Origin of the sequence: Nocardioides sp. NPDC000445 (genome assembly GCF_040300245.1) — a bacterium.
In the GTDB taxonomy this organism is placed as follows: domain Bacteria; phylum Actinomycetota; class Actinomycetes; order Propionibacteriales; family Nocardioidaceae; genus Nocardioides.
In genome coordinates, this window is sequence record NZ_JBEPDH010000019.1 from 24,465 (window position 1) to 48,278 (window position 23,814).

Consider the following 23,814-nt stretch of genomic DNA (forward strand, 5'->3'; position numbering starts at 1 on the left):
CAACCTGAGGGTTATAGTTATGTCAACCTCGCCGTTCTCAGAACAGTAGGCAGACGTACGTCCTCAAACTGGCGCGACACGCGGACGCGGATCAGTTGTGCCCATCCGTTGCTGTCCGGTAGGGAAGATCCCTACGCCGGATCAGCCGACGCTCTTGCTGGTGACCGGCTGGCCGGGCACGGAGACGTCGTAGCGGGCCACGTCGGGCTCGGCCTTCATCAGCGCGACCAGCACGTCGGCCTTGGTGTCGGACTGGGCGCTGCTCCCCCACACCACCCGCTTGTCGTTGCGCAGTTCCAGGGAGATCGAGTCGACCGTCGTCACCTCGACGTGGTCGACCGTCTTGGCGAGGTCCGCCGGGAGGGCGGAGGCCACCGCGGCGGCCTCGCGGAGGGCGTCGGAGTTGGTGCCGGTCACGGTGTTCACCATCGGCAGACCTCGCGGCGCCTTCTTGTAGTCCCAGAAGACGGTGCCGGTCTCGTCGAGAGCGCGGAGCCGGCCGCCGATCGAGACGACGGCCACCGGCGTACGTTCGGTGACGTCGACCCGGATCTTGTCGGGCCACTCGCGCGAGACGTTGACCGAGCGCACCATCGGCAGCCCGTTGAGCACCCGCACCTGCACGGCCTCGAGGTCGGCGGTGGCCAGCGGCTCGCCGACCGGAACGGCCGCGAACTCGACGACCTGCTTCGCGCTGGTCATCTTCATCGTGCCGTGCACCGAGGTGCCCTTGACCTGCAGCCAGGTGGAGAAGTAGACCGCCCAGATCCCACCGAGCAGGAGCGCGATGACCAGGGTGCCGACGATCAGATAGCGCCACGCCAGCCAGCGGCGGCGCCACTGGCGGCGGGCGAAGGCCTTGCGGCTCTTCAGGGTCGCCGGATCGACCGCCGCACGCTCGTCCTCGGACTCGCCCGTCTCCGGCCCCGGCTCGGTGCTCGGCTCAGCCCCGGCCTCGGCCTCCTCCGAGGCGAGGTCGATCTCGCGCTCCCCGGAGGCCGATCGGGCGATCTCCAAGGCCTCGGCGATCTCGGCGTCCGATCCCTTGTCCCCCATGCTCGCCTCCCCCAGCGTTACTGCACTGCCGTACGTAGCCTGGCGAGCACCATCGGGCCCACCTCGGTCACGGTACCTGCGCCGAGCGTCAGAACGAGGTCACCCGGTCGGGCGCGGCGGGCCAGCTCGGCGGCGGCCTCCTCGAGCCCGGCGACGCTGACGACCCGGTCGGGCGGCAGCGGCACGGCGTCGGCGACGAGCTTGCCGGTGACCTCGGGGTCGTAGTCCTCGCGGGCGAGATAGACGTCGAGGACGACCACCTCGTCGGCGGCGCCGAGCACGCGGCCCATCTCCTCGCCGAAGATCCGGGTGCGGGAGACCATGTGCGGCTGGAACGCGACGATGAGCCGCCCCTGCCCGGCCACGGACCGGCCGGAGACGAGGTCGCCGGCGATCTCGGAGGGGTGGTGGGCGTAGGAGTCGTAGACGCGTACGCCTGCGGCCTCTCCCTTGCGCTCCATCCGCCGCCGGGTGCCGGTGAAGGACTCCAGCCCCGCCTTGAGCAGGTCGAAGGAGTGACCGAGACGCAGGCCGACGGTGAGCGCGGCCAACGCGTCGGCGACGTAGTGGCGCCCGGGGATCTGCAGGGTGATCCGGCCAAGCTCGTCGAGGCCGTCGACGACGGTGAACGAGGAGGTGGTGCCCTCCAGGACGATGTCGACGGCGCGTACGTCGGCCAGCTCCGACTCACCGACGCCGATGAAGCGGCGGCCGAGCGAGTGGGCGACGTGACGCAGGTCGGCGGCGCCGGGGTCGTCGATGACCGCGACCAGGAACCCGTCGGGAGCCAGCCGCCCCACGAACTGGGCGAAACCCTCGCGGTAGGCCTCCTCGGTCCCCCACTGGTCGAGGTGGTCGGCCTCGACGTTGGTGACGACCGCGGCGTACGGCTTGTAGACCAGGAAGGCGCCGTCGGACTCGTCCGCCTCGGCGACGAACAGGTCGCCCGAGCCCTCGGCGGCGTTGGTGCCCGAGGCGGCCAGCTCGCCACCGACGGTGTAGGTCGGCGCGGCGCCCGCGGCCTGCAGGGAGACGGTCAGCAGCGAGGTGGTGGTGGTCTTGCCGTGGGTGCCGGCGACGGCGAGGACGCGGCGGCCCTCCATCACCGAGGCCAGACCGGCCGAGCGTGGGTAGATCCGCAGGCCCTTCTCGACTGCCGCGACGTACTCGGGGTTGTCCTCGCGGATCGCGGTGGAGACGATCAGCGTGTCGACGCCCTCGACCTGCTCGGCCGCGTGGCCGACGTAGACGGTCGCGCCCTCCTCGCGCAGCGCCGCGACCATCGACGAGTCGGCGCCGTCGCTGCCGGAGACCTCGATCCCGCGGGCCAGCATGACCCGGGCGATCGCGGACAGGCCCGCACCGCCGATGCCGATGAAGTGGACCCTGCCCAGCTGTTCGGCGGGCAGGATGTGCTCGGGAACCGGGACTCTCATGACTTACCTCCTCCTGCGACGACCTCGAAGATCATCCGTGCCAGCCGTTCGTCGGCGTCGCGCGGCACCAGGTCGCTGGCGGCCTTCGACATCGCCTCGAGCCGGGCCCGGTCGGTGACGATCGGTGGTACGTGGCTGGTGACCCAGGCGGCGCTCATGTCGGCGTCGGATACGAGCACGGCGCCTCCGGCATCGACGACGGCGCGGGCGTTGAGGGCCTGCTCGCCGTTGCCGATCGGGAGAGGTACGTAGACGGCCGGGACCCCGACGGCGCTCGCCTCGATCACCGAGTTGGCGCCGGAACGGCAGATCATCAGGTCGGCGGCGGCCAGCGCGAGGTCCATCCGGTCGACGTAGTTGAGCACGTGGTAGCCGGGGCCGGGCGAGGCCAGCTCGTTCTTCGGGCCGATCACGTGGAGCACCTGGATCCCGTTGCTGGCCAGGGCCGGGTAGGCACCGGAGACCGACTCGTTGATCGTCCGGGCACCCTGTGAGCCACCGGTGACCACGATCGTGGGGCGGTGCTGGTCGAGACCGAAGAAGCTGCGGGCCTCGGCGCGCAGCGCCCAGCGGTCCATCGTCGAGATCATCCGGCGGATCGGCAGCCCGATGTATTCGGCCTTGGGCAGCTTGGTGTCCGGGAAGCTCACCGCGACCCGGTCGGCGAGGCGAGCACCGACCTTGTTGGCGTAGCCGGGCATCGAGTTGCCCTCATGGACGATCACCGGGATGTGGCGCCGCTTGGCAGCGATGTAGGCCGGCACCGAGACGTACCCGCCGTAGCCGACGACCACGTCGGGCCGGATTCGGTCGAGCACCTCGTAGGTCGCGTCGACCGCGCCCTTCAGGTTGACCGGCACCTTCAGCAGGTCGCTGCTGAGCTGGCGCGGCATCGGGACCGGGGGGATCAGCTCGAGCGGGTAGCCCGCGGCGGGAACGACCTGGTTCTCCAGGCCGCGAGGCGTACCGAGGCAGGTCACCTCCACGCTGGGGTCCAGACGGCGCAGGGCATCAGCCGTGGCGAGCAGGGGGGATGTGTGTCCGGCGGTGCCACCACCGGCGAGGAGGGCCTTCATGATGCGTCCGAACTTAGCGGTTGCGTTGAGCGGACCGGTAAGCGGCCGCCTGGCGGGCCCGATCCTTTGCCAAGGCTTTACGCTGCTTCAGCGCCGCGGCTGCCGCCGGTTCACGACGGGCGAAGCCGATCACGACGCCCAGCGCCACCATCGACGGGATGAGCGCGGAGCCGCCGTAGGAGACCAGCGGCAGCGGGATGCCGATGACCGGCAGCAGCGCGAGCACCATGCCGACGTTGATGATCATCTGGCCCAGCAGCCAGACCAGCACGCCGAAGCTGAAGTAGCGTACGAACGGCCGGTCGGTCTGGCGCGCGACCTTGACCAGCGCGAACGCGAGGGTCAGGAAGAGGCCGACCACGAGCAGGGTGCCGACCAGGCCGAGCTCCTCGCCGAGCACCGCGAAGATGTAGTCGGTGTGGGCCTCGGGCAGGTCGCCCCACTTCTGCTGCGAGGCCCCGATCCCCTGGCCCAGGATGCCGCCCGAGCTGAGTGCGTAGAGGCCGTGGGAGGGCTGCCAGCCCTGTCCGTGGTAGTCCTTGAACGGGTCCGCGAAGCTGGTCAGCCGGGCAAGCCGCTCGGTGTCGGTGCTGATCAGGAACAGCACCGAGACTCCGATGATCGAGATCGCCATCCCGAACAGCCGACCGGGCGCCCCGACCACCCACAGCATCCCGAGCACGATCGCGAAGAAGACCAGGGCGGTGCCGAGGTCCCGTCCGGCGAGGACGAGCCCGGTGGCCAGCGCGATGCCCGGCAGGACCGGCATCAGCACCTCGTGCAGGCTGTCGAGCCGGCGCTCCTTGAGCGCGTAGACGTGGGCGGCCCACAACACGATCCCCAGCTTGGCGATCTCGCTCGGCTGGATCTTGACCGGGCCGGCCCCGATCCAGTTCTGCTGGCCGTTGACGTCGTGGCCCAAGAAGATGGTCAGGAAGAGCAGCACGCAGGCGATGACGTACCCCGGCCAAGCCAGCCGTCGCAGGTGCTTCGGCCGGATCCGGGAGGCGATGAACGCACACGGGATGCCGATGATCACCCACAGCACCTGCCGCCCGACGATCGCGTAGGAGTTGCCCATGTACTGGTAGGCCCACACGCTCGAGGCGCTCAGCACCATGATCAGCCCGATGGTCAGCAGCAGCGCGGTGCTGGTGAGCAGCAGGTAGTAGGCGGCCAGCGGCCGGTTCAGCGCCACCCTCAGCGCGTGGAACCAGGCCTTGAGGTAGCCGAGGACCGACTTCGGGTACGCCTTGGCCTGCTCGGCCGAGCCGGAACCGGTCTGGTCGGGGCTGGTGGTCGTCACGGCCTACCTCCCAGTTGCGGTGCGACGTACGTCCATTACATTCTCGCCGCCGTCTCCGCGTTCGCCGCGCATCTCCCCCGCGTGTCGCCCCCACCGAGCCGTCAGCCGCGTCGGCCGAGGCGTCACCTGCGTCGGCTGAGTGGGCAGCGCGGTGCCAACTCGGCCGACCGGAGTGACGTCTCGGCGGGTGGGGTCAGAGCTGGCGGCGTACGGCGTCGGCGAAGGCGTCGCCGCGGGCCTTGTAGTCGCGGAACTGGTCCTGGCTGGCACAGCCGGGGGCCAGGAGCACGGTGTCGCCGGGCTTGGCCAGCGCGGCGGCGATCTCGACGGCCTCCGCGAGAGCGGCCACGCCGTCGGGGTCGTCGAGCTCGACGATCTCCAGGTCGCCGGCGTGGGCGGCGAGGGCGGAGGCGATGACGTCGCGGTCCTGGCCGATCAGGATGACGGCCCGCAGCCGGTCGTGGATGGAGGCGACCAGGTCCTCGAAGCGGGCGCCCTTGGCCAGCCCGCCGGCGATCCAGATCACCGGGTCATAGGCCTGCAGCGAGGCCTGGGCGGCGTGCGGGTTGGTCGCCTTGGAGTCGTCGACCCAGGTGACGCCGCCGGCCTCGGCGACGACCTCGATGCGGTGGCCGTCGGGACGGAACGACTTCAGCCCGTCGCGTACGGCGGCCTGGGAGACCCCGTGCGCCCGGGCGAGCGCGGCCGCGGCCAGCGCGTTCTGGACGTAGTGGGGCGCGGCGGAGGCGAGGTCGGAGATCTGGCACAGCTCCGCGGCGGAGGTCTGACGCTCCTCGATGAAGGCCCGGTCGACCAGGATGTCCTCGACGATCCCGAGCTGGCCCACCGCCGGGGTGCCGAGGGTGAAGCCGATCGCGCGGGCGCCCTCGACGACGTCGGCCTCCTCGACCAGGTGCAGCGTGGCCTCGTCGGCGACGTTGTAGACGCAGGCCCGCTCGACGCCCTCGTAGACGCGGCCCTTGTCGGCGGCGTACTCCTTCATCGAGGGGTACCAGTCGAGGTGGTCCTCGGCGACGTTGAGGACGACGGCGGCCTCGGCGCCCATCGAGGAGGTGTAGTGGAGCTGGAAGGAGGAGAGCTCCACGGCGAAGACGTCGTAGGGCTCGGGGTCCATCACGGCCTCGACGATCGGCAGACCGACGTTGCCGACGGCGACGGACCGGAGCCCGGCGGTACGCAGGATGTTGTCGAGCATCTGCACGGTCGTGGTCTTGCCGTTGGTGCCGGTGACCGCCAGCCAGGGGGCGGCGTTGTCGGGGTCGCGCAGCCGCCAGGCGAGCTCGACCTCTCCCCAGATCGGGACCCCGCGCTCGCGCGCCTGGGCGACCAGCGGAGCCGTCGGCCGCCAGCCGGGAGAGGTGACCACGACGTCGACGTCGTCGGGCAGCACGTGGGTGGCGCCCTCGCCGAGGCGTACGTCGGCACCCAGGATGCCGAGGAGCTTGGCCTTCTCCTGGCGCTCCTCGTCGCCGGGCGACTCGTCGAGCGCGATCACCGAGGCACCCAGGTGGGTGAGGTTGTCGGCGGCGGCGAAACCGGAGACCCCGAAGCCGGCCACGACCGCCTTCACGCCCTCCCAGGAGTCGTTGCGGCCGAGCTTGTCAAGGTCTGTGAGGTCCATCAGATGGTCGCCACCCATTCGGCGTAGAAGATTCCCAGGCCGGCCGCGACGCAGAGGCCGGTGATGATCCAGAACCGGATCACCACGGTCACCTGTTCCCAGCCGAGCAGCTCGAAGTGGTGATGGATCGGTGTCATCCGGAAGATCCGCTTCGGGGTTCCGGTCAGTCGACGGGAGAGCTTGAACCAGCTGACCTGCAGCATCACCGCGGAGGTCTCCATCACGAACAGACCGCCGAGGATGATCAGCAGGAACTCCGTGTGCGACAGGATCGCGAAGCCGGCCAGCACCGAGCCGAGCGCGAGCGAGCCGGTGTCGCCCATGAAGATCCGCGCCGGGCTGGCGTTCCACCACAGGAAGCCGATACAGGCACCGCTGATCGCCGCGCCGAGGATCGCCATGTCGAGCGGGTCGCGCACCTCGTAGCAGGTGCCGATCTCCACGCTCGGGCGGCCGCAGCGCTGGTTGTTCTGCCAGATCGAGATGATCGTGTAGGCCGCGAAGACGATCGCCGCCGACGCCGCCAGCAGCCCGTCCAGGCCGTCGGTGAGGTTGGTGGCGTTGGACGTGCCGGTGACCATCACCCAGAAGACCGCCAGCAGCAGAGCGCCGCCGAGCCAGTAGAGCAGGCCGTCACCACCGAGGAAGTGCGGACCGAAGTCACGGATGAAGGAGAGCTGGTCCGCCGCCGGCGTGATGCCGTCGGCGTTGGCCAGGCCCGGGTGGATCGCCACCACGCCGAAGCCCACCGCGACAAGGGTTTGCCCGACCATCTTGGACCAGGCGCGCAGACCGAGATTGCGCTGCATGAAGACCTTGATGTAGTCGTCGACGAAGCCGACCGCGGCCATGCCCACGAGAAGGAAGAGCAGCAGGTAGGCGGTCGCACTGGGGGCATCGCCGGTGAGCAGCTTGGCCGCGGCGAAGCCGACCACGACCGAGATCACGATCGCGACGCCACCCATGGTCGGTGTGCCTCGCTTGGTGCGGTGAGTCGTCGGCCCGTCCTCGCGGATCTCCTGGCCGAAGCCCAACTTCGTGAACTGGAGGATCGCAAATCGGGTGCCGAGCAGCGAGAACAGAAGCGCAATCGCTCCGCTCAGCAAGATCGCTCTCATGTCAGCCGGGTGCCTTCCTTGCCATGCCGTTCCTGGTCCTTGCCCCCGGGCCGGTGTGCATAGCGAAGACACCGGCCCCGGGCATTCTTCCCTACGCCTCGACAGCCTCAGCGGCGCCCCGCCGATTCAGCGGCTCGCGAGCGCCTCACGGACGACCTCGCGGTCGTCGAACGGGTGCGTGACGCCGTTGATCTCCTGGCCCGTCTCGTGCCCCTTACCTGCGACGACGACGATATCGCCGGGCTCGGCGAGGCTGATCGCGCGCACGATCGCGGCCCGCCTGTCGCCGATCTCCTCGACGCTCGCGCCGCCGCCGGTCGTGCCCTCCAGCACCTGTCGCCGGATGCTCGCCGGGTCCTCGGTGCGCGGGTTGTCGTCGGTGACGATCACGTGGTCGGCCAGCCGCGCGCTGATCTCCCCCATGATCGGCCGCTTGCCGGTGTCGCGGTCTCCCCCGGCACCGATCACCACGATCAGCCGGGACTCGGTCAGCGGGCGGAGCGTGCCGAGCGCGGCCTCGACCGCGTCCGGCTTGTGCGCGTAGTCGACCACGACGGTGAACGGCTGACCCTCGTCGATCCGCTCGAGCCGGCCCGGGACGCCGGAGCCCTTCGCGAGGGCGGTGGCGACGTCGCGCACCACCGTCTCGTCGCCGTACGCGTGGTGGATGCTCGCCAGGGCGGCGAGAGTGTTGCTGACGTTGTAGTCGCCGGCCAGCGGGCTGGCGCCCGGGAACTCCAGGCCGTCGGGGCCGTGGACGGTGAAGGTGGAGCCGTCGGGGCGCAGCTCGACGTCGGTGGCGCGCCAGTCGGCGGTGTCGTCGTGCAGGGCGTAGGTGAGGATCGGGATGGTCGCCTCGGCGGCGAGGCGGCGGCCGTGCTCGTCGTCGATGTTGACGATGCCCAGCATCGCCCGCTCCGGGGTGAACAGGTCGGCCTTCGCCGCGTAGTAGTCCTCGACGGTCTCGTGGAAGTCGAGGTGGTCGCGTCCCAGGTTGAGGAAGACGGCGACATCGAAGACGACCCCGTCGACGCGACCCATCACCAGCGCGTGGGAGGAGACCTCCATGGCGCACGCCTCCGTCCCCTCCTCGACCATCCGGGCGAAGAGACCGTGCAGGTCGGGAGCCTCGGGCGTGGTCAGCGGCGTCTTCACGTCGCGCCCGCCGATCCGGGTGCCGACGGTGCCGATGACCCCGGCGCGGTGGCCGGCGTCGAGCAGCGCGCTCTCGGCCAGCCGGGTGGTCGTCGTCTTGCCCTGGGTGCCGGTGACCCCGATCAGCCTCAGCCTGCCCGAAGGGTTTCCGTAGACGCGGGCCGAGAGCGCACCGAGCACCGTGCGCGGTCTCTCGACGAGCAGTGCGGGCAGCTCACCGAGACCCTGGGCCTCCAGCTCGGCGGCGCCGGCGGCGTCGGTGAGCACCGCGACCGCGCCGGCCTCGACGGCACTGGCGGCGTAGCCGGCGCCATGCGCCCGGCTCCCGGGAAGGGCGGCGTAGAGATCACCGGGCAGCACCCGTTGGGAGCTCAGCGAGACTCCGGTGACACGGGCCTCGCCGCGCACCTCCAGGCCGAACTCGCCGGCCAGCTCGGCCAGCGTCACCGGCTCGGTCACTCGCGGGCGGGTCGGGCTCTTCGGATCCGCCGTCTCGTACGCACTGCTCACCAGGCGAAGGTTATCCGCCCGGCGGGACCAGGTCCCGCCGGGCCGACCCTGGCGTGGCGTTCAGGCGTGGCGTAGCTGGGTCAATGCTGCGGCGCTGAGCTCATGCGGCTCCTGGCCGGGAACGACCAGCACGACAGGTACGCCCGCGTTCCGCACGACCGCGGAGGTGATCGAGCCGTCGGCAAGCTGGGCGGCACGACCGCGGGGCGAGGAGCCGAGCGCGATCGTGCGGACCCGGGCCTCGGTGGCGTACCTGGCCAGCACCATCCCGGCGTTGGCGTGGTCGCCGACGCTGTGCAGCACCAGGCCGGTCGCGGTCACGCCGCGAGCGGCGAGGCGGTCCAGGTGGGCGCGTACGGTCGCGGCGGCCATCTCCGGCTCCTCGGCGTCGATCGCCATCTCCTCGACCACCTCCGTCTCGCGGACGTGGACGACCTCGACAGGTGCACCCTCGGCTGCGGCCATCTCGGCAGCCCGGTCGACGACCGCGTCGGCGTCGAGGGTGGCGCCGACGGCGACCAGCACCGGACGGCCCTCACCTCGGACCGGTCCGACCGGCTCGAGCGTCGGCGCGACCGGCTCGGCGGTCTCGGCCGACTCGGCGGCCGTGATCAGCCGGTGGCCGCTGGCCAGGACGGGGATCGCGATCAGGAACGCGGCGGCGCCGACGTAGAAGGCCACCGACTGGTCGGTCGCCTCGGCGATCTTGCCCGCGGCGAAGGGTGCCAGACCGCCGCCGATGAAGCGTACGAAACCGTAGGCCGACGACGCGATCGGCCGCTCCACCGGCGAGACCAGCATGACCGCCTGGGTGGTCAGCGTGTTGTTGAGGCCGACGAAGATGCCGGACAGGATCACGGCCACGATGACCACGGTCGGCGAGGAGACGCCCAGCCCGATGACGGCGAGCAGGGCACCGAGACCGAGCAGGTTGACGTAGAGGGTCGGCGCGGTGCCGAAGCGGCGCTGCGCCCACGGCGCACCCCACACGGCGAAGACGGCGACCAGGATGCCCCAGGCGAAGAAGACCCAGCCGAGCTGGAGCGGGTCGTGCAGGCCCATCGGGTAGGGCGCGTAGCCGAGCAGGGTGAAGAAGCCCCAGTTGTAGAGCAGCGCCATGATGCCCATCGTCAGCAGCCCGCGATGGCGCAGCGCGGCGAGCGGCGCGAGCAGGGTGACCTTCTTCTCCGGCTTGGGCGTCGGCGGCAGGAAGACCAGCGTGGCGACCAGCGCGATCGCCATCAGCGCGGAGACGCCGAAGAACGGGCCGCGCCAGGAGATGCCACCGAGGACGCCGCCGAGGAGCGGACCGACCGCGATGCCGAGGCCGAGCGCGGTCTCGTAGAGGATGATCGCCCCCGCGAACCCTCCGGTCGCCGAGCCGACGATGACGGCGAGGCTGGTGGAGATGAACAGCGCGTTGCCCAGACCCCAGCCAGCCCGGAAACCGACGATGCCGTCGACACCGTCGACGGTCCCGGCCAGCCCGGCGAACACCACGATCAGCACCAGGCCGAGGATCAGCGTCCACTTGGCGCCGATCCGGCTGGAGACCCAGCCGACGCCGATCATCGCCACAGCGGTCACCACGAGATAGCTGGTGAACAGCAGCGACACCTGCGCGGGCGTCGCGGCCAGCTCCTCGGCGAGCACCGGGAGGATCGGGTCGACGAGCCCGATGCCCATGAACGACACCACGCACGCGAACGCGACCGCCCACACGGCGCGTGGTTGCTTGAACGGACTTGCGGCAGCTGCCCCTTGGTGGGAGCTCATTCTTCTTGCCTCTTCTCAGACGTTGGTTTCGTACGCGTCGCCGGGCCGCCGGCGCGTCAGGAGTCGAGCACGGCGTCGACGAGCCGGTCGAGGGCCGGCAGCGCCGCCGCGATAGCGGCACGGTCCTCGGCGGAGACCCTGGCCAGGGCTGCGTCGAGCACACCTGCTCGCTGCCCGCGCCTGGTCTCGAGGACCTCTCGTCCGGAGTCGGTGACCTCGACGAGGACCGCCCTGCGGTCGGCGTCATCCGCCACCCGGGCGAGCATCCCCTGCTGGGTGAGCCGGTTGACCAGCTGCGTCATCGCGGGCTGGGAGACCCCGGCGACCCGCGCCAGGTCGGTCACCCGCTGCGGCCCGGTCCTCGCCAGTCCGGCCAGCACCGTGGCCGCCGTCGGCGACACGTCCCCCGCCGTCGACACCTCCCGCACCAGTCGCACCACCTTCTCGAGGGCGAGCGACAGGTCACGTCCGGAGGCTGAAGTCGTGCTCACCCAAAAAACATAACATACCTATGTTATGCATTCGGCGTGAACCAACTGTCTCTTCCGTCACAGCGCACAGGCATTGCCTGCACTTCTCCGGTGTTGCATTGCCAGAGAAGTGCAGCTCACCAGCCAGTGGGCATCTTCGACGGCTCGGTGCCGGTCGGCGGGACGCCGTAGCGGCGAAGGACGAAGGACATGATCTGAGAGAAGACCGGGCCGGTGACGGTGCCACCGCCACCGCCGTTGCCGGGGTTGTGGATGGCCACGTAGACCGTGAACCGCGGGTCGTCGGTGGGGGCGAAGCCGCCGAAGGAGACCGTGGTGGTGCCGTCGTAGCACTTGCACTCGGAGTTGACCCGCTGCGCGGTTCCGGTCTTGCCGGAGACGCGGTAGCCGGGGACAGCCGCCTGCTTGGCGGTGCCGTTGACGGGGTCGTTGATGACCCGCTCCATCATCTCCGCGGTCTGGGAGGCGGCCTCCTCGGAGACCACGCGGGTGCGCTGGGCGGTGTCGGTGCCGACCTCGGCGCCGGAGTTGTTGGTGGCGCTCCCGGCGATGAGGCTGGGGTCGATGCGTACGCCGCCGTTGGCGATGGTGTTGACCGCGGCGGTCATCTGCACGGCGTTGACCGAGATCGACTGGCCGAAGTCGATGCGGTCCTCGTCGGCCGCGTTCCAGGTCTCCGGAGAGGCCAGCAGGCCGGCCGACTCGGTGTCGAGACCGAGGCCGGTACGCCGGCCCTGGCCGAACGCGGCCAGGTAGTCGCGCAGCTGGCCGTCCTCGTACTTGTCGGCCGCCATCACGGTGCCGATGTTGGAGGACTTCGCGATCACCCCGGCCAGGGTGAGCTTCTCCATGCCGTGCTCGTAGTAGTCGTGGATGTCGGCGTCGCCCGAGCGGTAAGACCCCGGCACCTTGAGCCGGGTCGAGGGCGAGACGAGCCCCTGGTCGAGCAGGCCCGCGACGGTGAGCACCTTCTGCACCGAACCGGGCTCGTAGACGTTGGAGAGGGCGTTGCTCCCGCGCAGCGACTTCGGCGAGGCGGCCGGGTCGCGGGCATCGAAGGTCGGGTAGTCGGCCAGGCTCAGGATCTCGCCGGTCTGGGTGTCCATCACGACCGCCATCCCCGACTCCGCGCGCGACTTCTGCACGGCGTCCATCAGGGTCTGCTGGACGTAGTACTGCAGGTCACGGTCGATGGTGAGGGTCAGGTCGTTGCCGTCGACCGGGTCGACGCGGTTGTTGGTGCCCAGCGGCATCCGGGTGCCGCTGACCGGGCTGGTCGCGTCGTACTCGGCGTGGCCGTCCTTGCCGGCCAGGTGCTTGTCGAAGGCGGCCTCGAGGCCGGCGAGGGGGCCGTCGTTGCCCATGAAGCCGACCAGGTTGGCCGCGACGTCACCGTTGGGGTAGTTGCGCAGCGGGTCACGGCTGGTCCACAGCCCCTGGTAGCCCTTGGCCTTGGCGCGCTCCACCACGTCGGTGGCCTTGGTCGCGACGACCTGACGGTCGATGTACTGGAACCGGCTGCCGTCCTTGCGGAGCTTGGCCAGCGCCGAGGCGTAGTCGACCCCGAGCTCCTTGGCCAGGAACGCGGCGATCGCCGGGGCGTCCTTCTTCGTCTGCTTCGGGTCGGCCAGGACCATCAGCCCGTCGGAGGAGTCGGCCAGCGCCTCGCCGTCACGGTCGAGGATCTCGCCGCGCTCGGCCGGCAGCACGACGTCGACGACGTTCTCGGCGGCCGCCATCGCGGCGTACGAGTGCGGGTCGATGCCCTGCAGCTGCACCAGCCGGCCTCCGAAGACCGAGAGCACCATCGCCACCAGGATGAAGCCGACGCGGAGCCGGATGTGCACCGGCCCGCGTCGCTGCGTCGCCTTCGGCGTGGACTTCGGGGCAGGGCGGCGCGCCGGCCGGCGGACCTTCCGCTTGACCTGTCGCTGGGCCATCGCTCCGCTCCCCTACCGAGCCTCGCCCGAAGACGTACGCTGCTGCTCCTCGGCCGCCTGCTTCTCCGCCGCCTCCTGGTCGCGCTTCTTCTCGGCGAGCTCGGCCGCCTTCTTCTTCGCGGCGGCCGCCTCGGCCGCCTTCTGCTCGGCGAGCAGCACGCTGTAGGGCTTGGCGACCTTCGGGTGCAGCGGCGGCGTCGCGGACCGGTCGGCCGCGGCCGCCTCGCCCTCGATCTTCGCCTCGGGGACCCGGAGCATGGCCGCGTTCTGCGGGACGACCATGCCGAGATCCTTCGCCTTGGCGGCGATCTTGTGCGGGTCCTCCATCTTCTTCAGCTCACCGTCGAGCGCCTGCTCCCGGGCGGCCAGCGTGGTCGCCTGCTCCTGGAGACGCTGCTCCTGGAAGGCCGACTGCTGCATGGAGGTGTTGAAGACGAGCAGACCCACGACGCCACCGATGAGCAGCATCGAGACGAGCACGACGAACGGCAGCCGCGGCGCCATCGGGGCAGGCAGCGGCGCAGGCACGGCGGTGAGCCGTGCCTGGGTCGTCTCGGTGGCCCGGTCCGGGCTGCGTACGGGCGCCTGCGGCGCGGCGGAGATGCTCATCTGGCTGCTCCAGGGTTCGACTTGGGAAGGTTGGTTCGGGGCTTGATGCGCTCCACAGCGCGCAGTCGCACCGAGGCGGCGCGCGGGTTCTCCTCGATCTCTGCTTCGTTGGCCTGCTCGGCACCACGGGTGAGCAGACGGAAGGACGGCTCGGCCTCGGGCGGCACGATCGGCATGTCGGGAGGTACGTCCAGCTTCGTCGCCTCTGCGAAGGCCCGCTTGGTGAGCCGGTCCTCGAGCGAGTGGTAGGACTCGACCACCACCCGGCCACCGACACCGACGGCCTCGAGAGAGTCCGGCAGTGCCGTACGCAGCGCCCCGAGCTCGTCGTTGACCTCCATCCGCAGCGCCTGGAAGGTGCGCTTGGCCGGGTGCCCGCCGGTGCGACGGGCAGGTGCCGGGATCTCCGCGTAGAGAAGCTCCACCAGCGGCCCGCTCGTCGTGAACGGCACCGTCTCGCGGCGCTTGACGATGGCGTAGGCGATCTTCTTGGCGAACTTCTCCTCGCCGTAGTCCCGCAGGATCCGGGTCAGGTCCGCCGCGGAGTAGTTGTTGAGTACGTCCGCCGCGGTCTGACCCCGGGTGGCATCCATCCGCATGTCGAGCGGCGCGTCCTCCGCGTAGGCGAAGCCACGCTCGCGCTGGTCGAGCTGCATCGAGGAGACACCGAGGTCGAAGAGGACCCCCTGGACCTCGGCCAGGCCCTGCCCGGCGACGACGTCGAGGATCTCGTCGTAGACCGCGTGGACCCCTGTCCAGCGGTCGCCGAAGCGGGCCAGCCGCTCCCCCGCGATGCCGAGGGCGTAGGTGTCTCGGTCGATGCCGATCACCCGCGACCCGGGAATGCGCTCGAGAACGGCCTCGGTGTGACCACCGTGACCGGTCGTGCAGTCGACGAGCACGCCGCCATCGGCGAGCGCCGGTGCGAGCAGGTCGACGATGCGGTCGAGCATCACCGGCACGTGCTTCTGGTTCGTCACCGCCTCGACCCCCATCGCACGGCTTCGTCTGGTGTGTTCTCCCCGGCTCTTCGGTAGAGCCACGGGCTGACAACGCCACGGATCCGCAGAGCCAGGTCTCATGCCCGCTCCGTCACCACCAGGTGCCGCCCGGAGCCGGGGAAGGTGCCCCGGATGGCTGGATGAGTGGAGCGGGACTGAGACCTCGTCCTGCGGATCCGCTGTTGACTTGTTTCGTTTCTGATCAGCTCTGCTGCTTGTCGCTTTGTCGATCTGTCCCTTTGTCAGTCCGTCGACTCGTCGAGGTCTGCGAACTTGGCCTGTGCACCCGCGGAGTACTCCGCCCACTTGGCCGGGTCCCAGATCTCGATCCGGTCCATCACACCGATCACGACCACGTCCTTGACGATCCCGGCGTAGTCGCGCAGGAGCGGCGGAATGCCGATCCGGCCCTGCTTGTCGGGTGTCGTCTGCTCGGCCCCCGCAAAGAGGACACGGGCGTAGTCACGTGCGTCCCGAGAGGTGAGCGGCGTCTGCTGGGCCCGCTGCGCCTCCTGCATGAAGACGTCCTCGGGCCACACCACGAGGCAGTTCTCCTGACCTTGCGTCACGACAACCCCCTCCGCCAGTCGATCTCGGAACTTTGCCGGGAGGAAGATCCGGCCCTTCTCATCGAGCTTCGGCGTGTACGTGCCCATGAAGAACATGTGCTCGCCCCCGCGGTCAGCTCAACGTGGATCGTTCCTCCACTTTGCCCCACCGTACCCCACAATCCCCCACATTCAAACCACCTTCCTCCCCCACGAGGCGATTTCCCACCACCGCCCGCTCCCCCGGCCCACGTGCGGCGGAGGCCGGCGGCGTACCGCCTACAGGTCACAGTCGGGTGAATGACGCAGACGCCCGTAGGCGCTACCCCGTACGGTGTTCCCATAAGCAGGGTGAGTCGGAAGGACGCGACGTGACGACGCCGTTGGAGGCCTCATCGAATGGGGCAGAGATCGAGACATTGGTGCGGGTCGCGGGCCGCATTCGCGACAGCATCGAGAAGGTGATCGAAGGAAAGACCGACGTCGTCGACTCCACGCTGACCGTGTTGCTCGCCGAGGGACACCTCCTGATCGAGGATGTGCCCGGGGTCGGCAAGACCCAGCTCGCCAAGGCGCTGGCGCGCTCGATCGACTGTTCGGTGCGTCGCATCCAGTTCACGCCCGACCTGCTCCCGAGCGATGTCACCGGGGTGTCGATCTTCAACCAGAACACCCGGGAGTTCGAGTTCCGCCCGGGTGGCATCTTCGCCAACATCGTGGTCGGCGACGAGATCAACCGTGCCTCCCCCAAGACCCAGTCGGCGCTGCTGGAGTGCATGGAGGAGCATCAGGTCACCGTCGACAACGTGACCTACCAGCTGGAGTCGCCGTTCATGGTGATCGCGACCCAGAACCCGATCGAGATGGAGGGGACGTACGCCCTCCCCGAGGCGCAGCGCGACCGGTTCATGGCGCGGGTCTCGGTCGGCTATCCGCCGGTCGGCTCCGAGATCGCGATGCTGGCCAGCCACAGCGCGGCCAACCCGCTCGACGACCTCGACCCGGTCACCGACGCCGTGGAGATCCGCAAGCTCGTCGGCGTCGTCAACCAGGTCTACGTCTCGGAGGCGGTCCGCCGCTACACCGTGGCGCTGACCGCGGCGACCCGCACCAACAACGAGCTCGCCCTGGGCGCCTCGCCGCGGGCGAGCCTCCACCTGCTCCGGGCCGCCAAGGCCCATGCCGCCCTGCACGGACGCGAGTTCGTCCTCCCCGATGACGTACGCAGGCTGACCGGTCCGGTCCTTGCCCACCGTCTCCTCCCCAGCGCCTCCGCGGCGATGCACGGCCGGTCGGTCACCGACATCCTCGAGTCCGTCGTGTCCGCCGTCCCGGTGCCACAGACCTGACCCTCGGGCCGACTTCAAGGAGGGGCGCGATGCGTGAGGCGCTGTCCGGACTGACCATCCGGGGCCGGGCTTTCCTGGCCGCCGGGATCACCGCCATCGTCTGCGGGATCCTGCTGGACCAGGCCACACTGTCCCGGATCGGGATGCTGCTGGTCGCACTGCCGCTGGTCACAGCGGTGGTCGCCGCCTGGGGCCGCTACCGGCTCGCGCTGGTGCGCCACATCGAGCCGCACCTGACCGAGGCCGGTCAGCCGGCCAAGGTCGAGCTCACCATCGCCAACGAGGGCCGGATCCCCACCGGGACCCTGCTGCTGGAGGAGACGGTGCCGTACGCCCTGGGTGGCCGCCCGCGCTTCGTGGTCGACCGGATCGGCTTCGGGTGGCGCCATAAGCTCGGCTACCAGATCCGCTCCGAGATCCGGGGCCGCTTCGACATCGGCCCGATGCGCGTGACCGTGGCCGACCCGTTCGGCCTTGTCGAGCTCAACCGCGCCTTCCAGTCCACGGTCCCGTTCACGGTCACGCCGAGAGTGGTCCCGCTGCCCCCGACTCCCCTGACCGGCAACGCGACCTCGTCGGGCGACTCCCGGCCGAGGGCGTTCCTCGGCGGCAGCGCGGAGGACGTCACGGTGCGTGAGTACCGCCGCGGCGACGAGCTGCGACGGGTGCACTGGCGCAGCTCGGCCCGCCTCGGCGAGCTGATGGTGCGCCGTGAGGAGCAGCCCTGGCAGGCCCGCGCCACCGTCTTCCTCGACAACCGTCGCTCGGTCCACCGCGGCCAGGGCGCGGGTTCCTCCTTCGAGCACGCCGTCGTGGTCGCCGCCTCGGTGGCCGTGCACCTGGTCGAGGCCGGCTACTCGGTGCGGCTGGTGACCTCCGGCGGAAACACCGCCGGCGCCGCGGGCAGCGGTGAGCTCAACGCCGGCTGGCACGACCGCGAGGGCCAGGCCGACGCGGCCGCCCTGCTGGAGGCGCTCGCCGTGGTCGAGACCGTCCAGCACCACCGCATCGACGCCTCCTGGATCGGCGAGGCCGGGCAGGGCGGAGTCACCGTGGCGGTGCTCGGCTCCCTCGACGAGGAGGACGCCGGAGTGCTTCGCCGGGTGCGGCACCACACCGGGGCCGCGCTCGCGTTCTCGCTCGCCGTCGACGGCTGGAGCGCGGTGCACCTGGCACCGGAGCAACAGCGGCCCAGCGGCGTACCTCTGCTCATCCAGAACGGCTGGAAGGCGGTCGAGCTCGGGGTCGGCGACTCGGTGGCCACCCGTTGGCGCGAGCTCGGCACCCGGGGCGCGGCAGCCGGAGCGGGGGCGGCGCGATGATGACGTCCCGAGACGCGCGCGGCGTCGTGCCCGCCATGGCGGTGCCGCTGACGTGCTTCCTGACCGTTCTGTTCGCGCTGTCGTCGTGGGGCTCGTTCACGGACACCCGGTTCCCCTACCTCGGCCCGATCCTGGTCGCCGGCCTGCTCGTGGTCGGCACCGGCATCTCCGCGCGGCTGCTGCGCGTGCACGGCGCGGTCGTGGTTCTGCTCCAGGTGCTTCTCGGCACGATCGCGACGGGCCTGCTGGTCGTGCAGCACCCCTTCCCCGTCACCGGCGGCGGCCGGGCCCGGGTCACGGCCGAGATGACCGAGGCGTACGTCGCGTTCAATCCGTTCGACCTGCCGATGTCGGGGTCGGAGGTGGCGCCCTACCTCATCCCGGGCGGTGTCGCGGCGGTGCTGCTGGCCGACGTCCTGGCCGTCTCTCTGCGGCGGCCGCCGATGATGGGGCTCGTGGTGCTGGGCGTCTTCACGGTGCCGTTCAGCATCATCGGCGCCGGCGGCTGGGGCGGGGTCTCCTGGGTCGTCTTCGCGCTCACCGCGATCTCGTTCCTGGTGATGCTGCGCCTCGACCGAGCCCAGCAGCTGAGCCGCTGGGGCCGGCGCCTCGACGACGACCTCCCGGTGGTGCCCGCCGCCGGGCCGGCGGTCATCGGCGTCTCCGCGGTCGTGATCGCGCTGCTCACCCCGGCGTGGCTGCCCAGCCCGAACGTCTCCCTTCCCGGTCTGGGCCCGGGCGACGGCAACGGCCCCTTGCGCGTGATCAACCCGACCGTCGGGCTCTACGACGACCTGCGCCGGCAGAGCGACCAGGTGATGGTGTCGGTGACCCCCGTCTACGGCGACACCGAGACTCCCCCGTCCTATCTCCGCGTCGGAGCCCTGACCAAGTTCACCGGCACGGAGTGGACCTCGGGCAACCGCGACGTGCCCTCCGACCACAGCGGCGTGGCCACCTTCGAGCCGCCGATGTCCGACGCGACCCTGCTCGGCGATCCCACGACCTACCAGCTGCGGGCGAGCGCGAAGTTCCAGTCGACCTGGCTGCCGATCTTCTCCCATCCTCTCGAGGTGACCGCCCGGGGGCCGTGGCGCTACGACGAGGACACCCTCGACTTCATGTCCACCGAGGGCAGGGACCAGACCGTCGCCGGCCAGAGCTGGCGGATGACCGCCGCCCCCGTCGAGCCGTCCCAGGAGCGCCTCCTGGCCGCCGGCGACCCCGGGGTCGGCGCCCCACCCGGCATGACCGACCTCCCGCTGCTCCCCGACGAGATCGAGGAGATCGCCCTGGAGCGGACCGCCGGCCAGGACCGGCCGTTCACCAAGGCGGTCGCCCTGCAGAACTGGTTCCGCCACAGCGGCGAGTTCACCTACAGCCTGGAGCGTGACGTCGGCTCCGACAGCGCGGCCCTGCTGGACTTCCTGACCGACAACAAGGTCGGCTACTGCCAGCAGTACGCCACAGCCATGGCCGTGCTCGCTCGCGAGCTCGGCATCCCGGCCCGGGTCGCCTTCGGCTTCCTGGGTGGCGACCAGGACGAGGACGGCGTGTGGCAGTTCCGCGGCCGAGACCTGCACGCCTGGCCCGAGCTGTGGTTCGAGGACATCGGCTGGATCCGCTTCGAGCCGACCCCGGCGGCCGCCGACACCAGCGAGCCCAACTACACCACCGGTGCGCTGGGCAACGCCCGCAACGAGCCGGAGGCGCCTCTTCCCAGCGCCGGCACCAGCGTCGCGCCCGTGCCCAACCGTCCGCAGCGCGAGGCGCCCGAGACGCCCGAGGTCGCCGACACCGGCACCGAGGAGTCCAACGCCGGCGCCGTCTGGACCGGTCTGGGGATCGTCGCCCTGGTCGGCCTGGTCGCACTCGCCGCGCCGGCGGTGATCCGCCGCCGGCGGCGTACGACTCGCCTCGCGGGCGACGCCGAGGCCGGCTGGAGCGAGCTGGGCGACACCGCGATCGACCTCGGTCTCCCCTGGACCGGGACCCGTTCACCCCGGGAGGAGGCCACCGGCCTGGCGCCGCATCTACAGGATCGCGAGCCGATGCTCGCGCTGCAGCGGATCGTGGCCGCCGTCGAGCGCAACCGCTATGCGGAGCACCGCGACACCGCGGCGATCGGGGACGACGTACGCCTGGTCTCGGCCGCGCTCAGGGAGCACGCCGATCGGCGCGCCCGTCGCCGGGCACGCCTGTGGCCGGCGTCGGTCTTCCGCCGTCCGCCGGCGCCAGCCTCCGACGGACCGGTTGCGCGGTCCGAGCGGGAGCTGATCTCGTCCTAGAGGTGGTCCCCTGGGAGGTGATTCTCTCAGAGGTCGTTGTCGCGGCGGCGCTGCTTCCAGCGCTCGCTGGCCCGGTCGAAGAACGAGCTGCGGGGCGTGTGGTCCCCGTCGTCCTCCTCGACCGCGGCAGCACCACGAAGAGCGGTGAGCAGCACGGAGGTCGAGGCCAGCATCACCAAGAAGCCGACCACCCCGACGATCCACATCCGCGAGATCACACCGGTCATCAGCAACGCGACACCACCGGCGAGCACGATGCCCGCGATGACCGCGTGTCGACGTTGGGCACGGCGCAGGGCCGTGCCTCGGAGGGCGGAGGCGAACTTCGGGTCCTCCGCCGAGAGCGCGCGCTCCATCTGCTCGAGCAGGCGAAGCTCCTCTTCCGAGAGTGGCACCGTACCTCCCATGTCCTGTTGGGGCATCTCCAAGTCTAGGCTGGCCACCCTGAAGGCGGTAGTGAGCCCAGAAAATTCTTGCCCCTTGACGTTCTGCCACATGGCACAACCAGGACCGATTGTGTCAAGCAAAGTGGCGGGTGCGTCAACCCCGGCCCTGATCGAGCAGGCTCGCGCGGCGTACGAGGCTGGATCCGAAGCGTTCGGCGACCTGGTCGATGGCGCGGTCGGCCTCGGACCAGCCCCGCTCCCGCTCGCCGAGCACCAGCTGCCGGTCGGTGCCCTCGCGGTCGACCAGGTGCTCGACCCGGACCCCGACCAGGCGCAGGGCCCGGCCCCGGAGATTCAGCTCGTCGTAGAGGCGGACCGCGGTGGCGTGCACCTCCTGGGTGACGTCGGTGGGATCAGGAAGCGTGCGCGAGCGCGAGATGGTCTTGAAGTCGGTGAACCGTACGGTCAGGGCGACCGTGCGGCCGACCGTGCCCGCCCGCCGCATCCGCCGGGTGACCCGGGCCGAGAGGCGCAGCAGCTCGCGGACGATGTCCTCGCGGTCGCTCAGGTCGTGTCCGAAGGTCTCCTGGGCGCCGGTGGACCGGTCGGGCAGGTCGGGGCCCAGCCGACCGGTCAGCTCGCGCTGGTCGGTGCCGGTGGCGAGCCGGTGCAGGTGGCCACCGAGGCGTGGGCCGAGGATCTGGTGGAGGGTCGGCACCGGGGTGCGGGCGATGTCGCCCACCGTCTCGAAGCCGAGCCGCCGCAACCGGGTCCTCGTGCTCGGCCCGACCCCGTAGAGCTCGCCGACGTCGAGCGGGTGGAGGAAGCCGGGGATCTCCTCCGGTCGGACGACCACGACGCCGTCGGGCTTCGCCTTGCGGCTGCCGACCTTGGCCACGCTCGGGGTCGGCGCGACGCCGACCGAGCAGGTGATGCTCAGCTCCTCGGCGATCTGGCGGCGGATCCGGTGGGCGATGTTCTCAGGGCTCCCGAAGAGCTTGGTCGCTCCCCGTACGTCGAGGAACGCCTCGTCGACGCTGACCACCTCCACCAGCGGGGTGGCGCGGCGGAAGATCTCGCGGACCTGATGGGAGACGTCGGCGACCTCACCGAAGTCGAGACGGACCGAGACGAGCTGAGGACACAGCCGTCTCGCCATCGAGCCCGGCATCGCGGCCTTGACCCCGTAGGCGCGTGCCGGATAGTTGGCGCAGGTCACCACGCCCCTTGCGTGACCCCCGACGACGACCGGCTGGTCCCAGAGCTCGGGCTGGTGCCTGATCGCCACAGAAACGAAGAAGGCGTCCATGTCGACATGGAGGATCGGGGTGACCTCCGGAGCGCCAGCGGAGGAGGTCACCCCGATCCTCCAAGGACGCGGACAAGCGCTGACTCGGCGCAAATGTCACGCCGGAGCGCTAGCGGAGGTGGGACCTTTGCGCCGCGTCGGCGCCACCCGGCGAAGCGAAGCGAGCCGTAAGCAAAGCGAAGCGAGCGTTCAGCGAAGCGAAGCGAGCAGATGAAGCTGCGATGCCAGCGGAAGATAGTCCGCGCGCGTAGACGAACGCTGCTCCAGATCGACCAGCGCAGAGGTCGCAGCAGGATCGACATCGAGCAGCGACCCAGGAACGTGATCCACGAAGACACGTACGCCACGAACGTCGGTGACCTCGAAGCCGGCGGCCTCGAGCAGCCCGGTGACCTCGGCGAGCGCGAAGCGGCGACCGGAGCGCCCCTGCGGAGCGGTGTCGTCGAGGAGCTCGGCGGCCTGCGCGAAGTGGCCGGCCAAAGCACGGGAGAGGACGGCGGCGGTGCGCTGGGCGACCAGCAGGCTGAGCGTGCCGCCGGGCCGGAGCACCTCGCGGATCCCTGCCAGCGCCGCTGCGGGGTCGGGGACGACCTCGAGGACACCGTGGCAGAGCACCACGTCGGCACCGCTGGGGTCGGCGACGTCGGAGAGCGCGGCGAGGTCGCCCTGGCGCGCGTCGACGGAGACGCCGGCCTCGCGGGCCCGGCGGTCGAGCGCGGCCAGCGCATCGGGGCTGGGGTCGACGACGGTGACCCGGTGGCCGAGCCCGGCGATGCGTACGGCTGAGGTGCCGGTGCCGCCGCCGATGTCGAGGACGTCGAGCGGGCCGGAGGCCAGGACCGGGTCGAGCGCGTCCCAGACGGCGACGGTCCGGGCGCCTGCCCGACGACTGGTGGAAGCGGAGCCAGCTGACATGGCCCCAAGCGTAGGCCCTGCCTCCCACCCTGCGTACGCCACACCTGGATCAGCCCACGAGGCGGTCGTGCCGGGACAGAGTGGCCGGCGAGGTGTGAGCCATCAGCCCGAGCGACTCCTCGACGACGGCGAGGAACCGGTCGGCGTCACGCACCTGCTCGTCGGCCTCCTCCGCGGTGACCGCACGGATCGAGCCGGCCTCCGCGGCGGCGCGCTTGGCGGCGCCGGCGGCGAAGTAGTCGGCCCACTCCGAGAGCTCGGGCGCGACCTTCTTGAGGCGGACCCAGGCGTTCCACGGGCGACGGCGACCGGCGCGGCTCGCGGCCTCGACGGGATCGGTGCGGGCGGCGATCAGCGCGGCGGCGGCCTGGAGTGCGGCGACGTGAGCGATGGCGTACCTGCTCGGCACGTCGTCGGCCACGATCGCCTCCGCGAGGGTCTCGGTGGCTCGGAAGAGGTAGCTGTGCGTCGTGGCCGGCAGCAGATGCATCGGGTCGTCCTTCTCGCTCACGGTCGACCCCGCAGTGGACGGCTCCGGCGGGCGTCGGGGGTCGAGGACGACGCCCGCCAGAGCCTGGTTG

Annotated in this window: 20 protein-coding genes; 3 read left to right on the forward strand and 17 right to left on the reverse strand. The window is 70.8% G+C overall.

Annotation, left to right across the window (positions count from 1 at the left end; genetic code table 11):
- Window positions 1-141 precede the first annotated feature (141 nt).
- The 13 genes from ABT304_RS23080 to mraZ form a co-directional block, all read right to left on the reverse strand.
- Window positions 142-1,056 carry a cell division protein FtsQ/DivIB gene (locus ABT304_RS23080; protein WP_350718802.1) on the reverse strand — a complete coding sequence of 305 codons (915 nt, stop codon included), beginning with the start codon at window positions 1,054-1,056 and terminating at the stop codon, window positions 142-144.
- Window positions 1,057-1,073: 17 nt separating this feature from the next.
- Window positions 1,074-2,492 carry a UDP-N-acetylmuramate--L-alanine ligase gene (murC, locus tag ABT304_RS23085; RefSeq protein ID WP_350718804.1) on the reverse strand — a complete coding sequence of 473 codons (1,419 nt, stop codon included), beginning with the start codon at window positions 2,490-2,492 and terminating at the stop codon, window positions 1,074-1,076.
- A complete protein-coding gene (murG, locus tag ABT304_RS23090; protein WP_350718805.1) occupies window positions 2,489-3,568 on the reverse strand; it encodes an undecaprenyldiphospho-muramoylpentapeptide beta-N-acetylglucosaminyltransferase in 1,080 nt (359 codons plus the stop codon). The genes murC and murG overlap by 4 nt, the downstream gene beginning before the upstream one ends.
- 13 nt (window positions 3,569-3,581) lie before the next feature.
- A complete protein-coding gene (ftsW, locus tag ABT304_RS23095) occupies window positions 3,582-4,874 on the reverse strand; it encodes a putative lipid II flippase FtsW (protein ID WP_350718806.1) in 1,293 nt (430 codons plus the stop codon).
- 193 nt (window positions 4,875-5,067) lie between these two features.
- Window positions 5,068-6,516, reverse strand: a complete 1,449-nt coding sequence (gene murD, locus ABT304_RS23100; RefSeq protein ID WP_350718808.1) for a UDP-N-acetylmuramoyl-L-alanine--D-glutamate ligase — start codon at window positions 6,514-6,516, stop codon at window positions 5,068-5,070.
- Complete coding sequence (gene mraY, locus ABT304_RS23105; RefSeq protein ID WP_350718810.1) at window positions 6,516-7,634, reverse strand: phospho-N-acetylmuramoyl-pentapeptide-transferase; 1,119 nt, start codon at window positions 7,632-7,634, stop codon at window positions 6,516-6,518. The genes murD and mraY overlap by 1 nt, the downstream gene beginning before the upstream one ends.
- Before the next feature lie 126 nt (window positions 7,635-7,760).
- On the reverse strand, window positions 7,761-9,299 hold the full coding sequence (locus ABT304_RS23110; RefSeq protein ID WP_502890413.1) for a UDP-N-acetylmuramoyl-L-alanyl-D-glutamate--2,6-diaminopimelate ligase: 1,539 nt from the start codon (window positions 9,297-9,299) through the stop codon (window positions 7,761-7,763).
- Window positions 9,300-9,359: 60 nt separating this feature from the next.
- A complete protein-coding gene (locus tag ABT304_RS23115) occupies window positions 9,360-11,075 on the reverse strand; it encodes an MFS transporter (RefSeq protein WP_350718811.1) in 1,716 nt (571 codons plus the stop codon).
- Window positions 11,076-11,131: 56 nt separating this feature from the next.
- Window positions 11,132-11,566, reverse strand: a complete 435-nt coding sequence (locus ABT304_RS23120) for a MarR family winged helix-turn-helix transcriptional regulator (RefSeq protein WP_160024333.1) — start codon at window positions 11,564-11,566, stop codon at window positions 11,132-11,134.
- A 116-nt stretch (window positions 11,567-11,682) separates the two neighbouring features.
- Window positions 11,683-13,506, reverse strand: a complete 1,824-nt coding sequence (locus ABT304_RS23125) for a peptidoglycan D,D-transpeptidase FtsI family protein (RefSeq protein WP_350718813.1) — start codon at window positions 13,504-13,506, stop codon at window positions 11,683-11,685.
- Between the two features lie 12 nt (window positions 13,507-13,518).
- The gene (gene ftsL, locus ABT304_RS23130; protein ID WP_350718815.1) at window positions 13,519-14,115 is read right to left on the reverse strand and encodes a cell division protein FtsL; all 597 of its coding nucleotides are present in this window, start codon (window positions 14,113-14,115) and stop codon (window positions 13,519-13,521) included.
- Complete coding sequence (gene rsmH, locus ABT304_RS23135; protein ID WP_350718817.1) at window positions 14,112-15,110, reverse strand: 16S rRNA (cytosine(1402)-N(4))-methyltransferase RsmH; 999 nt, start codon at window positions 15,108-15,110, stop codon at window positions 14,112-14,114. The genes ftsL and rsmH overlap by 4 nt, the downstream gene beginning before the upstream one ends.
- Window positions 15,111-15,358: 248 nt before the next feature.
- Window positions 15,359-15,781: a division/cell wall cluster transcriptional repressor MraZ gene (gene mraZ / locus ABT304_RS23140; RefSeq protein ID WP_008363047.1), complete on the reverse strand. Its 423-nt coding sequence runs from the start codon at window positions 15,779-15,781 to the stop codon at window positions 15,359-15,361.
- 254 nt (window positions 15,782-16,035) lie between these two features.
- Here mraZ and ABT304_RS23145 point away from each other — a divergent pair, with 254 nt between their 5' ends.
- From ABT304_RS23145 to ABT304_RS23155, 3 genes are read left to right on the forward strand one after another with little or no spacing between them, the layout of a single operon-like run.
- Window positions 16,036-17,013, forward strand: coding sequence for an AAA family ATPase (locus ABT304_RS23145; protein WP_350718818.1), 978 nt, complete (start codon window positions 16,036-16,038; stop codon window positions 17,011-17,013).
- Between the two features lie 29 nt (window positions 17,014-17,042).
- Window positions 17,043-18,335 (forward strand): DUF58 domain-containing protein, encoded by a 1,293-nt coding sequence (locus ABT304_RS23150; RefSeq protein WP_350718820.1) that lies wholly within the window; start codon window positions 17,043-17,045, stop codon window positions 18,333-18,335.
- Window positions 18,335-20,623 (forward strand): transglutaminase TgpA family protein, encoded by a 2,289-nt coding sequence (locus ABT304_RS23155; RefSeq protein ID WP_350718822.1) that lies wholly within the window; start codon window positions 18,335-18,337, stop codon window positions 20,621-20,623. The genes ABT304_RS23150 and ABT304_RS23155 overlap by 1 nt, the downstream gene beginning before the upstream one ends.
- Before the next feature lie 26 nt (window positions 20,624-20,649).
- Here ABT304_RS23155 and ABT304_RS23160 read toward each other — a convergent pair whose 3' ends face one another.
- The 4 genes from ABT304_RS23160 to ABT304_RS23175 form a co-directional block, all read right to left on the reverse strand.
- Window positions 20,650-21,018 (reverse strand): SCO2097 family morphological protein, encoded by a 369-nt coding sequence (locus tag ABT304_RS23160; protein ID WP_160024339.1) that lies wholly within the window; start codon window positions 21,016-21,018, stop codon window positions 20,650-20,652.
- 145 nt (window positions 21,019-21,163) lie between these two features.
- The gene (dinB, locus tag ABT304_RS23165) at window positions 21,164-22,369 is read right to left on the reverse strand and encodes a DNA polymerase IV (protein WP_350718824.1); all 1,206 of its coding nucleotides are present in this window, start codon (window positions 22,367-22,369) and stop codon (window positions 21,164-21,166) included.
- 138 nt (window positions 22,370-22,507) lie between these two features.
- Complete coding sequence (locus ABT304_RS23170) at window positions 22,508-23,233, reverse strand: methyltransferase domain-containing protein (protein WP_350718825.1); 726 nt, start codon at window positions 23,231-23,233, stop codon at window positions 22,508-22,510.
- A gap of 49 nt (window positions 23,234-23,282) precedes the next feature.
- Entirely contained in the window at window positions 23,283-23,744 is a 462-nt protein-coding gene (locus tag ABT304_RS23175) for an SAV_6107 family HEPN domain-containing protein (protein WP_350718826.1), read from the reverse strand.
- Between the last annotated feature and the right edge of the window lie 70 nt (window positions 23,745-23,814).

What these genes read in the sequence shown, in the direction of transcription:
- ABT304_RS23080 (WP_350718802.1), bottom strand. Translation starts at nt 1,056, where the DNA reads ATGGGGGACAAGGGATCGGACGCCGAGATCGCCGAGGCCTTGGAGATC.
- murC (WP_350718804.1), bottom strand. Translation starts at nt 2,492, where the DNA reads ATGAGAGTCCCGGTTCCCGAGCACATCCTGCCCGCCGAACAGCTGGGC.
- murG (WP_350718805.1), bottom strand. Translation starts at nt 3,568, where the DNA reads ATGAAGGCCCTCCTCGCCGGTGGTGGCACCGCCGGACACACATCCCCC.
- murD (WP_350718808.1), bottom strand. Translation starts at nt 6,516, where the DNA reads ATGGACCTCACAGACCTTGACAAGCTCGGCCGCAACGACTCCTGGGAG.
- mraY (WP_350718810.1), bottom strand. Translation starts at nt 7,634, where the DNA reads ATGAGAGCGATCTTGCTGAGCGGAGCGATTGCGCTTCTGTTCTCGCTG.
- ABT304_RS23115 (WP_350718811.1), bottom strand. Translation starts at nt 11,075, where the DNA reads ATGAGCTCCCACCAAGGGGCAGCTGCCGCAAGTCCGTTCAAGCAACCA.
- ABT304_RS23125 (WP_350718813.1), bottom strand. Translation starts at nt 13,506, where the DNA reads ATGGCCCAGCGACAGGTCAAGCGGAAGGTCCGCCGGCCGGCGCGCCGC.
- ftsL (WP_350718815.1), bottom strand. Translation starts at nt 14,115, where the DNA reads ATGAGCATCTCCGCCGCGCCGCAGGCGCCCGTACGCAGCCCGGACCGG.
- rsmH (WP_350718817.1), bottom strand. Translation starts at nt 15,110, where the DNA reads ATGGGGGTCGAGGCGGTGACGAACCAGAAGCACGTGCCGGTGATGCTC.
- mraZ (WP_008363047.1), bottom strand. Translation starts at nt 15,781, where the DNA reads ATGTTCTTCATGGGCACGTACACGCCGAAGCTCGATGAGAAGGGCCGG.
- ABT304_RS23150 (WP_350718820.1), top strand. Translation starts at nt 17,043, where the DNA reads ATGCGTGAGGCGCTGTCCGGACTGACCATCCGGGGCCGGGCTTTCCTG.
- ABT304_RS23155 (WP_350718822.1), top strand. Translation starts at nt 18,335, where the DNA reads ATGACGTCCCGAGACGCGCGCGGCGTCGTGCCCGCCATGGCGGTGCCG.
- ABT304_RS23170 (WP_350718825.1), bottom strand. Translation starts at nt 23,233, where the DNA reads ATGTCAGCTGGCTCCGCTTCCACCAGTCGTCGGGCAGGCGCCCGGACC.